Genomic DNA, 14,495 nt, shown 5'->3' with positions numbered 1-14,495 from the left:
GTCCCCCGCCGGGCGACCACGACGCGACTCGCCGCGTACGGCTCACCGCCGGGCGTACAGGTGACTTCGCGTACGGCTCACCGCCGGATGTACACGGTGACTCGCCGTGTACAGCTCACTTACGGGCGAGTGCGGTCCGGTAGACCGCGATCGTCTCCTCCGCGGCCCCGGCCCAGCTCAGCCGGTCCCTGACGAACCGTTCCCCGCTGTCCGCGAGAGCGCGGCGGGCCACCGGATCCGCCATGAGGTCGATCACGGCGTCGGCGATGGAGCCGGGGTCGGCGCTTCGCGCGTACCGCACGGCGGGATCGGCGGGGTCGCCGAGGAAGATCCGGGAGAACCCGTCGCCGAGGATCGTCGGCCTGGCCAGAGCCATGGCCTCGGTCGCCACCAGGCCGAACGGCTCGAAGAGCGAGGGGAAGACGCAGAGGTCGGCCAGCTCGTAGTACTCCAGCAGCGCCGCGACGTCGACGAACCCGCCCGAGGTGAGGACGCGCCCCTCCAGCCCGGCGTCCGCGACGATCCGCGCGACCCCGGCCTCGTCCCCCTCCCCGACGATCACCAGCCGGAGCCGGGGGAGCGCGACAGCGATCTTCTCCATCGCCTCCAGCAGCTGGTAGATCCCCTTCTGCCGTTCGATGCGGCCGACGAAGAGCAGGACAGGGTCGCCGTCCGCGATGCCGAGACGGGCGCGCAGCGCGGCGGCGCCGGAGCGGAGCGCGGCCCTGTCGACACCGGCGAGCCGCCGTTCGAACGTGCCGCCCAGACAGACCACGTCGATCGTGTCCCGGTTCCACCCGGCGGCGGCGAGCTGCTCGCGCACCTCCGGGGTGGCGACCACGACCCGGCGGGCGATCCGTCCCAGCCACCGCTCCAGGGCGGCGAACACGCCGACCGGGTCGGTGATGCTGCGCTGCGGCGCGACGCCGTACTCGGTGGTGTGCACGTGGAAGACGACCGGCAGCCGCAGCACGTAGTGGCACAGCAGGGCGGCCAGGAAGTTCGTCGAGTCGTGCACGGCGACCAGGTCGGGCCGCTCACCAGGTGCCAGCCGGCGCAGCCGCAGGAAGTACCGCCAGTTGCTCACCACGACGTTCACCGCGAGCAGCACGAACTCGGTCCGGCGCGTCCGGTTGAGCCTGCGGCGGCGGCTGATCGCGCCGAGCAGGCGGCCGAGCGGCCGGTAGACGGTGACGCCGTCGCGCCGCTCGTGCACCGGCAGGCGCCCGTCGTTCAGCGTGAACACGGCCATCTCCAGATCGCGCGCCAGGTGCGGCGTGATCTCCTCGACGTAGCGGCCGAGCCCCGCGGTGATGTTGGGCGGGAACTGGTTGATGACGTGGACGACCCTCATCGTTCGACCTCCGGAGGACGGGCCCGGTACACCCGGGCCGCGGCGACGGCCACGACGGTTACCAGGACGAGATTGGTCAGTGCGAACCCCACCAGGCCCCCGGTCAGGCCCTGCCAGGAGATGAACACCGCCTGGCAGGCGAGCGCGAGGGGCGACCCGACGGCGAGGCAGGCGATGAGCACCTTGGCGCCCCGCACCCCGTCCATCGACAGGGCGAAGAGGTAGAGGTTGAACACCGTGTGGACGCCGATCCCCACCGCGGACAACGCCATCAGTCCGGGCGAGTACGGATACTCCGCCCGCAGCACCAGGAAGAACAGCGCGCTCGCGGCGAAGGAGAAGACGGCGGTGGCCACCGCGATCGCCGGCGCGAGGCGGCCGATCCGCCGCAGCGCCGCGACCTTGTCGGCCGTCGCCAGCACCGGCAGCAGCACGAGCCCGATCCCCTCGGTGAACACCACGCCGAGCAGCCTCTTCGGGAAGCCGTTGTAGATCGAGTAGACGCCGACGTCGCTCCCGGAGGCCCAGTGGTTGAGGAAGATCACGTCCACCCCGAACAGCACGGCGGTGAAGGCGGCGATGACGCTCATGTAGGCGCCGTGCCGGAGCAGCGAGCGCGCCAGGGACGCGGACCAGGAGCGCGGGACGATATCGAAGCCGATCACGGCCACGAGGGCGAAGACGACGTTCGTGACGATCAGCGCGACCAGGTAGACCTCGGCGTCCCTGATGCCCGCGACCAGCAGGCAGTAGGCGGCCATGGCCAGGTAGACGGCGGCGACGGCGAGCTTGAGCCCCGCCACGAACGCGAACTTCTTCAGCCCGCGCAGGAAGCTCTCGGTCAGCTGGTTCACCGTCATCGACAGGGCCAGCGCCAGCGCGAAGCAGAGCGTACGGACGTCGACGCCGAGCAGGTGGGTCAGCGCCGGGGCGGCCAGCAGCCCGGCGGCGACCAGTCCGCCGCCCAGCGCCAGCGTGGTGAACAGCGCCGTCGTCACCAGGGCCGGCCGGTCCTGCGGCTCGGCTCTCGGCAGCTCCTGGAACATGACGTAGTTCAGGTTGAGCAGCATGCCGACGGTGACGATCAACGCGATCGTCAGCACCAGGGTGAACCGGCCGAACGCCGCCGCGCCGATCCCCCAGGCGATGACGAGCGTCGTCGCCGCCGCCGTCCCGCTGGCGGCGATCCCCACCAGCGTCGGCCACACGGCCCACCCCCGCCCCCCGACCAACCTGGCCACGTGCTCGTGGACGGCCCAGCCCCGTCCACCGGCGAGCCTGGTCGCGTGGTCGCGTCCGGCTCTGTTCCGGCCGCCGAGCAGGCGTGCCATCCGGTCGCGGACCGGGCCGGACGTCACGGGGTCACCTCCGCGTACGCCGCCAGCGTGGTTTCGGCGGTGCGCGTCCAGGAGTATCGCGCGCGGACGTGCTCGGCGCCGCGCCGGGCGAGCCCGGCAGCGTGCTCCGGGTCGTCCAGGCAGCGCGACAGGGCCGCGGCCAGCTCTTCCGGCTCTCCGGTACGGCAGCGGACCGCCCCGTCGCCGACCACCTCCGGCGAGTAGCCCGGCCCGACCACGACCGGCCGTCCCAGCGCCATCGCCTCCACGGCGACCAGCCCGAACGGCTCGTACGACGAGGGGAAGGCGCACACGTCGGCGGCCAGGAAGTGCGCGAACACCTCGGGCGGGTCCAGGAACCGGTAGCCGGCGACCACGCGCCCGCCGACGCCCTCCCGCTCGATCAGCCGGGCCACCTCCGCGTCGTCGCCGCTGCCGATGAGCACCACCCGCAGGTCGCCGCGATCGCGGAGCAAGGGCACCGCTTCGATCAGCGTGCGCACGCCCTTGTGCGGCGACAGGCGACCGGCGAAGACGACCAGCCTTCCGGCGCCGCCGGGCAGGTAGCGGGCCCTGACCTCCGCGCGGAGCCGGTCGCGCTCGGCGGGGGAGAGCCCGGCCAGCCGCACCAGCTCGGGATCCTCGAACCCGTGCGGCACGACCCGCAGCCGCCCCGGCGGCCAGCCGCGCGCCACCAGTTCGTCCCGCATGCCCGCGCTCGGCACCACGATCAGGTTCGCCAGCCGGGCCTGCGCGTTCTCCAGCGCGGTGATGCCGGTGACCACGGCGGTGCGGCGCGCCCCCGGTGCGGTGTTGTGCTCACAGGTGTGCACGTGGAACACCACCGGCATCCGCCCGACCACCCGGCACAGGATCCCGGCGATGCACCCCATCCAGTCGTGCACCGCCACCACCGCCCCGGACCGCCGCCCACCACCCCGCAGGATCCGCGCCGCGACCCGCACGTTGAAAACGACCAACCCGGCAACCCTGACCAGCGACCGGACACCCCCACGCGAACGGGCGTCCGCACGCGGCTGGGCGTACTCGGGCGGGCGGGCGTTCTTGCGCGGTTCGGCACCCCCACGCGGTTCGGCACCCCCACGCGGTTCGGCACCCCCACGCGGTTCGGCACCCCCACGCGGTTCGGCACCCCCACGGGGGCCGGCACCCCCACGGGGGCCGGCACCCCCACGCGGGCCGGCACCCCCACGGGGGCCAGCGTTCTCGCGCACTTGGGCGTCCCCAGGCAGGCGGGCGTCCGCACGCGGCTGGGCGTCCCCCGACGGGCGGGCGTTCTCGTGCGGGTCGGTGGGTTTGGGTGGGTGTGGGTGGGCGGGCTGGCCGGCGGTGGGCAGGCGGTGCAGGGTGACGTCGCCGGTCTGTTCGGTCCCAGCCCGCACGTGGCGGCCTACCGCGCCGTACACCTCGATGGGGACGCCGGCGGCGCGCAGGGCGGGGAGCATCCGCTCGGCGTACCGTCCCAGACCGCCGACGACGTTCGGCGGGACCTCGGTGCAGACGACGTGGCAGCGGCGCGGCCGGGTCAGTCCGGGCACCGCTGGAACGCCTGGCGGGCGAAGTCGAGGTCGTCCGGGGTGTTGACGCCGCGGGCCTCGGAGGGGTCGGTGACCGGCACCACCGTCACCGGCCTGCCGCGGACCTGCGACAGGTACGGCAGGAACGGCAGGAAGTTGACCTCACCGGTGGCCGCACCGGGGGCCGCGTCGAGCAGGTAACCCGCCCACGCCTCCGCCAGCCCGTCCGTGCCGAGGCAGAAGACGCCGACGTCGCTGAGCCCGCTGGGCCGGCAGTCGTCCCCCTCGCGGGACATCCGCACCCTGACCAGGGCCGGCCCGTCCAGCTCGTACTCGACGTACGGCGCGGGCATCGGCACCAGCGGGAGGGTGAGGCCGTCATGGCAAGCCCGCACCACCTGCCGCACGGTCGCCGGGGACAGGTTCACCTGGTCACCCCAGACCACCAGGATCCGGTCGTACCCCTCCCAGTGCGCGACGGCTCCGAAGATCGCGTCACCCATGCCCGTCGGCCGCGCCTGGACGCTCACCGAGACGGCGCCGCGCTCGATCTCCTCAGCGGCCAGGCGGCGGAACGGGATCTCGCCGGCCGGGGAGACCACCACGTGGACGTGCTCCGCCCAGGGGCTCAGCCGCCGGTGCAGCAGGTGCCACACGGTGACGCCGTCCGCGATCTCCAGCATGATCTTCGGGATGCCGAGGCCGAGCCTGGTCCCGCTCCCGGCCGCCGGGATCACCGCGCAGACGCGCTGGTCACTCACTGCCATTCACTCCCCTGCCGAGGAAGTCCACGATCTCGTCCAGATCCCGCACCTGGGTCGCCCCCGCTGCCGGTTCCGCCGCGTTGACCTGCAACGTCACCAGTCCGGCGCCGACGGCGGAGGCGACGCCGTGCTCGGAGTCCTCCAGGGCCACGGCGTCGTCCGGGTCGACGGACCAGCGCTCGCAGGCGTGCCGGTAGAACGCCGGGTCCGGCTTGCCTGACGGGGCGTCGTCGCCGGTGAGCACGCCGCTGAAGTAGCCGCCCAGCGAGCAGGCCGCCAGGACCCGTTCGACCGAGCCCCTGCTGCCGCTGGTGACCAGGTAGGCGGTGCGGCCGCCGCTGGTCAGGCGGTCGAGCAGCCGCCCGGCGCCGGGGAACGACGCCACCCTGCCCGCCTCCACGTACTCCCGGTAGAGCCGCTGCTTGCGCCGGACCAGCCGTTCGGCCACGTCACCGCCGACGCCCAGCCCGGCCACCACCTCGCGCGTGGTCGCCCCCGCGTGCGCGTCGTACCGGAAGGAACCGAGCGCGGACGGCGCGAGCTCCCCGATCGCGGCGCGGAACGCCGCCGCGTGCACGGGCGCGGAGTCGACGAGCGTGCCATCCAGATCACAGAGCCAGACCCGCCGCCCGGCGACCATCGCCGCCAGACCCTCGTGGCCCAGCCGGCCGTCTGCCGCCGGGTTCATGGGGTCCTCGTCAGGGCGGCCTCGTCGGCGATCTCCATGAGGGCGCGTACGGTGCGGGGGCCGCAGTGGACGCCGGGGCGGTCGGCGTCGGCCAGGTCGGCGGTGACCCATCGGGCGCCCGCCCAGACGCCGTCGGCGACGACGTCGGACGGGACGCCCGGCGCGTCCGGGGCGCGGTGGCTGAGGACGTGCGTGACGGTGCCGCGCTCGTTGCCCGGGTCGCCGAGGTAGGACAGGGTACGGCCGACCAGCTCGGGTGCGCTCAGCCCTTGGACGTCGTGGTCGTCGCGGGTGTTGACGACGAACACCTTGGCCGCGGCCCGGCTCTCCGCGATCGCGTCCGCGACCCCCGGCGTCAGGTAGCTGGGCAGCAGGGACGAGTGCGGGGTGCCGGGTCCGTACAGGAGAAGGTCGGCGTTCCTGATCGCGTCCCCGGCCTCCGGGTTGAGCGAGACCGTGGCGCGCAGGTCCGCCAGGATCCGCCGCACCTCCTGGACGGGTCTGGCCGCCAGTTCGGCCCGGCGCTCGAAGGTCAGCGGCTCGCGGAGCAGGAACAGGTCGGTGATCGCGGCGGCGTCCTGCGGCGCGACGATGTCCGCCTCGTCGGCCAGGAGCCGGCCGTCCTGCTTGAGCGCGACCAGGAAAGCGTTCTCGCCGCCGGTCACGTTCACCAGGCCGAGCGGTGACTCGAACGTCCGGGCGCACGCGCGTACTGCGGCGTTGAAGTCCTCGCCCAGCCGCAGGTACGCACCGGCGAACATGAGGTTGCCGAGCGCGCACTCGGTCAGATCGAGCCCGTCTGGATGGCTGTCGACCCAGCGCAGAAACGCGGCCAGGTCCCGCCCGATCGCGGCACGCGCCTGCGGCGAGAGAGCCGCTGGGTCCAGCGCGCTCGCGGTACGCGCCGACGGCGGCAAGGCGGCTGGGTCCGGCGCGTTCGTGGTACGCGTCGAGGGCGAGGCCGGACCGCCTATCGCGTCGGCGAGCTCCTCCTTGCCGGCGGTGAGCCGGTGCTCCAGCACCGAGCGGAGGGCGACTGGGTCGGGCGCGTCCGCGGTGCGTGCAGGGGATGACGGGCTGCTTATCGCGTGGGCCAGGGCGGTGAGTTCCTCCGCGCCGGCGGTGAGCCGGTGTTCCAGGACTGAGCGGAGGGCGGCCTGACGGGGGTCGCGGTCGTCGAGGTGGACCAGGAGGTTCTTGCGGAAGTCGGAGGGGCCGAGCATGCCGGGGAGGTAGCGCCGGAGGGCGCCGGTGGACCGCCCGTTGTCGTAGCCGTTGATCACCAGTGTGAGGTCCACCCCGGGCGTGCGTAAGAGGCCGCGCGCGATGCCGGCCCCGCCGCGCCCGCCGCTGAAGAGGGTGACGGCGGTGCGGCCGCTCATCGGGCCCGCTCCGTCATCCCGCGCGCCGGTTCCGACGCCTCCGGGAGGCGGAGCACGCCCCGGCGTAACAGCCACCGGCGATAGCCGAGATAGCCCACGAACAATGCACGGTCCCGCGCGCCGCGCCAGAACCGCCACCCCCGGGCGCCGCCGCCGCGCTCCCGGTGCTCGATCGGGATCTCCACCCAGGTGTGGCCGAGCTCCGCGACCCTGGCGGTGATCTCGGTCGAGCAGTTCATCCCGCTCGACTCCAGGTGCAGGGCGCGCAGCAGCGGGCCGCGTACCACCTTGAAGATCGAGTTGTAGTCGCGGTACCGGGTGCCGTGCGTGAGGTTGCTGACCGCGCCGCTGGCCGCCGAGCCCCACCGGTACGCGACACCGTCGGCCTTCCTGATCCGGGCGCCGGAGAAGGCGTCCGCCTCGCCCGCCCGTACCCGGTCCAGGAAGGCGTCCAGGGCGGAGATCGGGAACTGCCCGTCCGAGTCGAGCAGCACCACCCAGTCCATCCGGGTGTGCGCGATGGCGGCGGCGATGGCCGCGCCGGCGCCCCGGTTCCGGGCGAAGGTGATGACGACCAGCTCGGGGCAGTGCTCCCGCAGGTCCGCGAGGATCTCACCGGTGGCGTCGGTGCTGCCGTCGTCGCAGACGACGATCTCCCAGGCGCCGATCGCCGGGTGCCCGGCCAGGTAGTCGCGCCATTCGGTCACCGCCGCCGCGATGTTCGCCGCCTCGTTGTAGGCGGGCGCCGCCACCGAGATGCCGACGGTCGGTGGTACGTCGTGGGTGTCCAGCTTCGCCTCCTCAGTGACGGCCTGGCGTGCTTCCCAGCAGGCGGGAGATCCAGCGGTCCAGCGGGAGCAGGTTGATCCCGACGACGATCGGCACGTGCGCCAGCGTGAACAGCACCGCCCCGGCGAAGGAGATCGGCCCGCCGGTGATCACGTTGATGTGCGGCGCGTCGATGACCTCGGGGATGTCGACCGGGTTCACGACCTGCCACATGACGTCGAGGAGCCCGGAGAACACGATGACGATGCCGCTGATCGCGATCTTCAGGCAGCGCCCGGGGCTGCCGCCGCCGATGCGGTAGGCGGCGGCGACGGTGAGCACGAGCCCGGGATAGAGCAGCAGGTAAAGATGGGTGTAGAAGCTGTCGCCCTCGACGCGCCCGACGTCCCCGTAATAGAAGTAACTGACGCGCGGGATCACGTACGCGGTGAAGAACACGAACGGGACGCACAGCAGCCAGTGCAGGCGTTCCGACACCCACGGGAAGAACGCGATCGCGCAGCACAGAAAGGCGAAGGCGAGCAGTTTGACGCCGAGCTCCCAGGCGGCGCCGATCTCCCGGCCGTGCGGGGTGGCCAGCCAGGCGAACGCGAAGCCGAGCGTCCCCGCGAGGAGGGCCATCCACCACAGGTGCGGGGCCCATCGGGAGGGGGCGGGGTGCTCCGCGTCCGCGAGGGGTAACGGAGACTGCGGTGTGTCGCCACGGGCCGTCATGAAGCTCCGCATCTCCCATCCCACGTCGCCACGCGAAAAGCTGGTGACCTGGAGAAACGCGCCGGACCCTGATTTACGCCGAAATAACCGACGTTACGGCGTCCGTAATTCCACACATTCCCCCGTCGCCATCCCGAAAAGGGACCCTATACGTTCCTCTGCATAGATGGGGAGATTTTTCGTGGATCCGGCGGGATGGGCTCAGAGGAGCGCCCCCGCGCGCCGCAGCCGTCGTTCACGGAGCGCGAGCAGCGGGGGCAGACCGAGCCGCAGCCCCACGTACGCGGTCACGACGAGGGCCTCCCAGAAGCCGGCCGAGCCGACCTGTCCCTCGGCGAACTGAGCCACGCCCCACTGGGCCAGCGAGACCATCAGCGGCAGCATGACGGTGAGGAACACCCAGGCCATGACGGCGATGCCCGCGACGTAGAGGAGCGCGAACCAGCGGGCCATCGCGCGGTCCCGCGCGCCCGCCCCGGCCAGTTCGGCCGTCTCCGGCCCGGTGAGTCGGAAGATCCGGTTCTTCACCGTCAGCCAGGTGACCCGGTAGAGGTTGTGGCAGCGCAGGGCGTTGGCGAGCAGGGCGTACGAGTCGCTGCGCAGCGGCAGGGCGGCCCACTGCCACACGATGGCGACGATCCTGAACAGGACCACGGCGGCGAGCAGGTCGTCCAGGGCGCCGGGCGGGACGAGCATCCGCAGGCCCAGCGCGGCCGCCACGACCACGGTCTCGACGGCCATCCCGGCCAGGTACACCCCGTGACGCCGGTCGCGCGGCACCGCGACGATCTGGGTCAGGTCGGTCTCGTAGACGATGTACATGCCCCGGTAGCTCACCCGGAAGGTCGCGGGGACGCCGATCGCCCGTCCGGCGAGCCAGTGCCAGGCCTCGTGCAGCGCGCCGAACGCGATGCCCAGCACCAGCCATCCGAACACGGACAGCCCGGGACTGGGCAGGAACCACGCGTCCTGCCAGGAAGGGCGCAGATCGGGCCGCGTCACGAGGACGGCGAGCGCGAACAGGAGCGCCACTGTGTAGAACGACCAGCCGCTACGCCCGAACAGGCGGGCCGCCGCCCGGGGGCTGATCCCCTCGATCCACTTGACCCGCCGGCCGGCGGGCGCGACGGTGTCGTCCGGCGCCGCGGCCGGGTCGAGCAGGCCCGCGGCCGTGAGGCCGTCGATGAAGTCGCCTCCGTCGACCGGTTCGCCGGCCGCCTCGCTCGCCCGGGCCGTCGCCTCGTCCGCCGAGCCCGTCTCCTGCAAGGTGGTGACGAACACCGCGCCCGGCTCCGGCACCGCGACGAAGACGCCCAGGTCCGGCCGACCCAGGACCCAGGCCGAGCCGTCGAAGGCGACCGTCAGCCGTGCGGCCCGTTCGCGCAGGTCAGCGTCCAAGGACGCGGTCATTCTTCTCCGCCTTCACATCTGAGGGGGGCCGCGCTCCCCGGAGTGGAGCGCGGCCCCGGATCATCAGGAGTCCGACCCCGGGTCCGCGTCCACGGTCAGGCGGGTGTTCTCGATCCGCACGATCTCGATCTTCATCAGGTCACCTCCCTCCGCACACGTCACAGTCGGGATTGCGGGGCCACTCGGTACGACTCGTGGCGCAACCGCCCGCGAAGTCGACGATGAGCGGCCGACCGGCGTACGCCGGTGGCTCGAATCCGGTCAGGTAGCGCAGGACCTCGAACGCGCCGTACGCGCCCAGGAGGCCGGCGACCGGGCCGATGCCGCGGTTCGGCCGGGCCCCGTCGCGGTAGAGGCGGATCGCGGCCAGGTCCGGCGCGTCGGGATCGGCGGTCGGCGGCACGCAGGCGCGGCAGGCGCTGACCCCCGGCGCGACCGACCAGACCGTGCCCGAGGTGACCCACATGCCGCCCCTGACGAACGGCACCCCGTGCCGCACGCAGGCCGCGTTGACCCAGAGGTCGATCTCGTTCGGCCGGTCGATGCCGGAGGCCACGACGTCGGGCCGGGTACGCCCGACGAGCTCGTCCAGCTGCTCCGGGCTCTCGACGCCCAGGTCGATCGCCTCGACCTCGATGGACGGGTCGAAGGCGCGGACCCAGTCCGCGGCGCGCGCCACCTTGCGGGAGCCGACGTCGTCCCAGCGGTAGAGGTACTGCCGCGCGAAGTTGCGCGGGTCCACGGTGTCCCGGTCGAGGAGCGTCATCCTGCCGACGCCCAGCCCGGCGAGGTGGGGGATCGTGTTGGAGTTCAGCCCGCCGGTGCCGAGCACCAGCACGTGCGACTCGCGGAGCCGCCCCAGCAGGTCCTCGCGGCTGCTGCCGAGGGTGCCGAACGACTCGAGGAAGGCCAGGTTGCTGAAGTGGCGTTCGGCGTCGCCCGGTCCGATCCGGCCCAGGCGGTCGCCGTCCTCCAGCAGCCGCTCGGCGTCCAGCGCGGCCACGGCGGCCGAGACGTCGGCGACCGGCAGCGACAGCTCGCCGGCGAGCTCCGCGACGGTCCGGCCGCCCTCCCGCAGCAGGTGGAGGAGCTTCTCCACCGTGCCGTCGGGGTCGGGGAGCACCAGCCGGTCGCGGGGGTCGTACACGAGCCGCAGCTCGTCTCCGGCCCGCTCCCACGCCAGGGTCTTCAGTCGCGGCCTCATCCGTTCGTCAGCGCCAATCTTCGCGGGGAACTCTGGACAGACGATGACACCCGCCCGCATGGCCGGCGCATGGATCCCGCACGGATCGGCCACAGGCGAGATTGCTCTCGCGTGGGCGCTGCACTAGCGTCTGCCGGTGTGCGTCGGAAGGGTGCCCGCGTCCTCCTCCTCGGTCCCCTGGAGGTCGTCGTGGACGGCCGGGCGGTGCGCCTGACCGGCAGACAGCGCGCGCTGCTGGCGGGCCTCCTGCTCGACGCCGGTCGCGTGGTGTCGGTGGAGCGGCTGGCCGGACGCCTCTGGGGCGAGGATCTGCCGCCGTCGGCGGCGGCCCGGGTACGCGCCCTGATCGCGGAGCTGCGCCGGGCGCTCGGGGCGGCCGAGGTCATCGTGACCAGGAGCCCCGGCTATCTGGTCCCCGCCGGGGCCGTCGACGTGGACGCCGACGAGTTCGCCGCCCTGGTCGCGACGGCGCGCCGGGAGGCGGGCGACGGCCTGCACGCCGAGGCGATCACCACGTACGACCGGGCCCTCGAACTGTGGCGCGGCGACCCGTACCCCGATCTGGGCGGACCCGTCGCCGAGGCGGAGCGGCACCGGCTCGACGAGCTGAGGACCGAGGCGATCGAGGGCCGGGCGGACGCCCAGCTGGCGGTGGGGCGGCATCAGGCGGTCATCGCCGGGCTGACGAGGGTCGTGGCCGAGCAGCCGCTGCGGGAGCGCCCGCACGGCCTGCTCATGCTGGCGCTGCACCGGGGCGGACGCCTTCCCGAGGCGCTGCGGGTCTACCGGGAGTTCCGGGACCGGCTCGTACGCGAACTCGGCGTCGAACCGGGCCGCGACCTGCAGTCGCTGCACCAGAGCATCCTCGAAGAGGACCCCGCCGCGCGGCCGGCGCCGGTTCCCCGGCAGCTGCCTCCCGACACCGGCCGTTTCGTCGGCCGCGAGGCGGAGCTGCCGCGGATGGACGCGGGCCGGGTGACGCTCCTGGTCGGCCCCGCCGGCGTCGGGAAGACCGCGCTGGCGCTCCACTGGGCGCACCGGCGGGCCGGGCTCTTCCCGGACGGGCAGCTCTTCCTCGACCTGCGGGGCTTCGACCGGCGCGCGCCGATGCCGCCGTCGGAGGCGCTGCCGCTGCTGCTGCAGGGGCTCGGCCAGGCGGCGAAGGACATCCCGGTCGAACTGGACGCGCAGATCGCGCTGTACCGCTCGCTGCTCGCGGGCCGGCGCGTGCTGCTGGTCCTGGACGACGTCGCCGAGCCGGACCAGATCCGCCCGCTGCTGCCGGGCGACCCCGGATGCCGGGTCGTCATCACCAGCCGCCACCGCCTGGGCGGCCTGGTGGCCCTGGACGGCGTCGAACGGCTCACGCTCGGCGTGCTGGAGCCCGGAGAGGCGCTGCGGCTGATCTCCGCGGGCGTCGGCGAGGAGCGGCTGCGCCGGGAGCCGGAGGCCGCGCGGGAGCTCGTGGCGCTCTGCGACCACTCCCCGCTGGCGCTCTCCATCGCCGTGTCCTGGATCGGCGACCACGAACACCGGAGGATCGCCGACTACGTGCGCGAGCTCGCGGAGCGCGGGCGGCTGGTGCGCCTGCGGGTGGACGGCGACGAGAGCGTGGCCGTGCGCGCCGCGCTCGACCTGTCGTACAGGGCGCTGCCCGCGCCGGCGCAGCGCGTGTTCCGCCTGCTCGGCCTGGCGCGCGGCGCCGGCATCTCGGCCGCGGCCGTCGCCGCCCTGGCGGGCACGGACCGCGAGCGGGCGGAGGTCCTGCTCGGCACGGCGGCGCGGATCCACCTGATCGAGGAGATCGGCCCGCGCCGCTTCGCCGCGCACGATCTGGTGGGGGAGTACGCGGCCCAGCGCGCTCTCGCGGAGGACTCCGAGGCCGAACGGGAGGCCGCCGTCCGGCGGCTGTTCGACCACTACCTGTCCACCACCGTCGACGCTCTGGCGGTGGCCGGCTTCGAGGTCCCGGAGACGCCCGGCCAGGACGCGACGGCCTTCGCCACCGCCGCGCAGGCGCTCGGCTGGCTGGACACCGAGTGGGACAACCTCACGGGGGTGATCGCGTCCGGGGCGCGGCCGTACGCCTGGCTGCTGGCCGAGGCCATGACCGACGTCCTGCAGCACCGCCGGACCCGGGCGGAGTGGCTGCGCCTGGCGGAGACCGCGCTGGCCGCCGCCGAGCGCGACGGCGACCCCAGAGGGCAGGCCGCGATGTGCTACTCCATCGGCCGGGCCCGCCTGCTCACCGCCGACCTCAAGGGCGCGATGGGCTTCCTCGAACGGGCACAGGAGCTGTGCCGGCTGGCCGGCTGGTCCCAGGGCGAGGCCTCGGTGCTGCAGAGCCGCGGCGTGGTGCTCAAACAGCTCGGGGAGCCGCGCCGGGCCATCCCTCTCTACCAGCGGGCCGTGGAGATCCATCGCGAGCTCGGGTCCGTCCGCGGCGAGGCGCGCGGGCTCAACAACCTGGCCTCGGCCAACCTCATGCTGGCCCGGCTGGACCGCGCCGAGGAGTGCCTGCTCGCCTGCCTCGCCCTGACCGAGCGGTCCGGCGACACGCATCTGCGGACGCTGACACTGGTCAACCTCGCCCTGGTCCGCCAGAAGCAGGCCCGGCTCGCCGACGCGCTCGCGTACCTCGAAGAGGCGCTGGCCCTGGCCCAGGCCGCGGGCCTGCGGTACGCCGAGGCGGTGACGTACGAGACCTTCGGCTGGGTCCACCGCGACGCCGGCCGCCACGAGCGGGCGATCGACGCCTTCACCCGGGCGCTGGGCATCGCCGAGGAGGTCGAGAACAGGCGGTGCCAGATCGCCTCGCTCACCGGCACGGCCGCCGTGGAGACGGAGCTGGGCCGGACGGACGACGCGCTCGCGCACCTCGACGCCGCCGCGCGGCTCGCCGAGCGCACCGGCACCGACCTGGACGAGGTGCTGCTGGAGCGCGCCGGCGCCCACTTCCGTCAGGGCCGGTACGAGGACGCGCGGAAGGAGGCCGGCCAGGCGCTCGAACGCGCGCTCACCGCCAACCCGCTCAACCTGCCCCGCGCGCACGTCCTGCTCGCCGCCGTCCACCTGGCGGCGGGCGACGGCGAGGAGTGTGTACGGGCGTGCGAGCGGGCCATCGGCCTGGCCCGGCGCTCGGGGCAACGCCTGCAGTACGCCCGCGCCCTGACGATCCTCGGCCACGCCCGCAGCCGGGAAGGCGACGAGGGGCAGGCCGCGCGTCTCTGGACCCGGGCGCACGCGCTGTTCACGGCCATCGGCGCGCCCGACCGGAGCGAGACGGCGGCCCTCCTGGGGTCGCGGGCGTAGCCC

11 protein-coding genes are annotated in these 14,495 nt (G+C 73.7%); 1 reads left to right on the top strand and 10 read right to left on the bottom strand.

The window, feature by feature from the left end:
• Positions 1-115: 115 nt before the first annotated feature.
• The 10 genes from ACZ6YG_RS32550 to ACZ6YG_RS32505 form a co-directional block, all read right to left on the bottom strand.
• Positions 116-1,354 carry a glycosyltransferase family 4 protein gene (locus tag ACZ6YG_RS32550; RefSeq protein WP_466020115.1) on the bottom strand — a complete coding sequence of 413 codons (1,239 nt, stop codon included), beginning with the start codon at positions 1,352-1,354 and terminating at the stop codon, positions 116-118.
• Complete coding sequence (locus ACZ6YG_RS32545; RefSeq protein WP_466020114.1) at positions 1,351-2,712, bottom strand: lipopolysaccharide biosynthesis protein; 1,362 nt, start codon at positions 2,710-2,712, stop codon at positions 1,351-1,353. Before ACZ6YG_RS32545 ends, ACZ6YG_RS32550 begins: the two co-directional genes overlap by 4 nt.
• Positions 2,709-4,157 (bottom strand): glycosyltransferase family 4 protein, encoded by a 1,449-nt coding sequence (locus tag ACZ6YG_RS32540; RefSeq protein ID WP_466020211.1) that lies wholly within the window; start codon positions 4,155-4,157, stop codon positions 2,709-2,711. The genes ACZ6YG_RS32545 and ACZ6YG_RS32540 overlap by 4 nt, the downstream gene beginning before the upstream one ends.
• Positions 4,158-4,237: 80 nt before the next feature.
• Positions 4,238-4,990: an NTP transferase domain-containing protein gene (locus ACZ6YG_RS32535; RefSeq protein ID WP_466020113.1), complete on the bottom strand. Its 753-nt coding sequence runs from the start codon at positions 4,988-4,990 to the stop codon at positions 4,238-4,240.
• Entirely contained in the window at positions 4,983-5,681 is a 699-nt protein-coding gene (locus ACZ6YG_RS32530; protein ID WP_466020112.1) for an HAD family hydrolase, read from the bottom strand. The genes ACZ6YG_RS32535 and ACZ6YG_RS32530 overlap by 8 nt, the downstream gene beginning before the upstream one ends.
• Positions 5,678-7,063 carry a 2-phospho-L-lactate transferase CofD family protein gene (locus ACZ6YG_RS32525; RefSeq protein WP_466020111.1) on the bottom strand — a complete coding sequence of 462 codons (1,386 nt, stop codon included), beginning with the start codon at positions 7,061-7,063 and terminating at the stop codon, positions 5,678-5,680. Before ACZ6YG_RS32525 ends, ACZ6YG_RS32530 begins: the two co-directional genes overlap by 4 nt.
• Positions 7,060-7,815 carry a glycosyltransferase family 2 protein gene (locus tag ACZ6YG_RS32520; protein WP_466020110.1) on the bottom strand — a complete coding sequence of 252 codons (756 nt, stop codon included), beginning with the start codon at positions 7,813-7,815 and terminating at the stop codon, positions 7,060-7,062. Before ACZ6YG_RS32520 ends, ACZ6YG_RS32525 begins: the two co-directional genes overlap by 4 nt.
• Before the next feature lie 49 nt (positions 7,816-7,864).
• Positions 7,865-8,473, bottom strand: coding sequence for a hypothetical protein (locus ACZ6YG_RS32515; protein WP_466020109.1), 609 nt, complete (start codon positions 8,471-8,473; stop codon positions 7,865-7,867).
• Between the two features lie 294 nt (positions 8,474-8,767).
• Positions 8,768-9,976 (bottom strand): hypothetical protein, encoded by a 1,209-nt coding sequence (locus tag ACZ6YG_RS32510; protein WP_466020108.1) that lies wholly within the window; start codon positions 9,974-9,976, stop codon positions 8,768-8,770.
• 139 nt (positions 9,977-10,115) lie between these two features.
• Positions 10,116-11,180, bottom strand: coding sequence for a HesA/MoeB/ThiF family protein (locus ACZ6YG_RS32505; RefSeq protein WP_466020107.1), 1,065 nt, complete (start codon positions 11,178-11,180; stop codon positions 10,116-10,118).
• A gap of 138 nt (positions 11,181-11,318) precedes the next feature.
• Here ACZ6YG_RS32505 and ACZ6YG_RS32500 point away from each other — a divergent pair, with 138 nt between their 5' ends.
• Positions 11,319-14,492, top strand: a complete 3,174-nt coding sequence (locus tag ACZ6YG_RS32500) for an AfsR/SARP family transcriptional regulator (RefSeq protein WP_466020106.1) — start codon at positions 11,319-11,321, stop codon at positions 14,490-14,492.
• Positions 14,493-14,495: the final 3 nt, after the last annotated feature.

It is taken from the genome of Nonomuraea sp. NPDC054003 (assembly GCF_055585125.1).
Note: the sequence above shows the minus strand (reverse complement) of the source record. Positions and strands in the feature narration are given on the sequence as shown.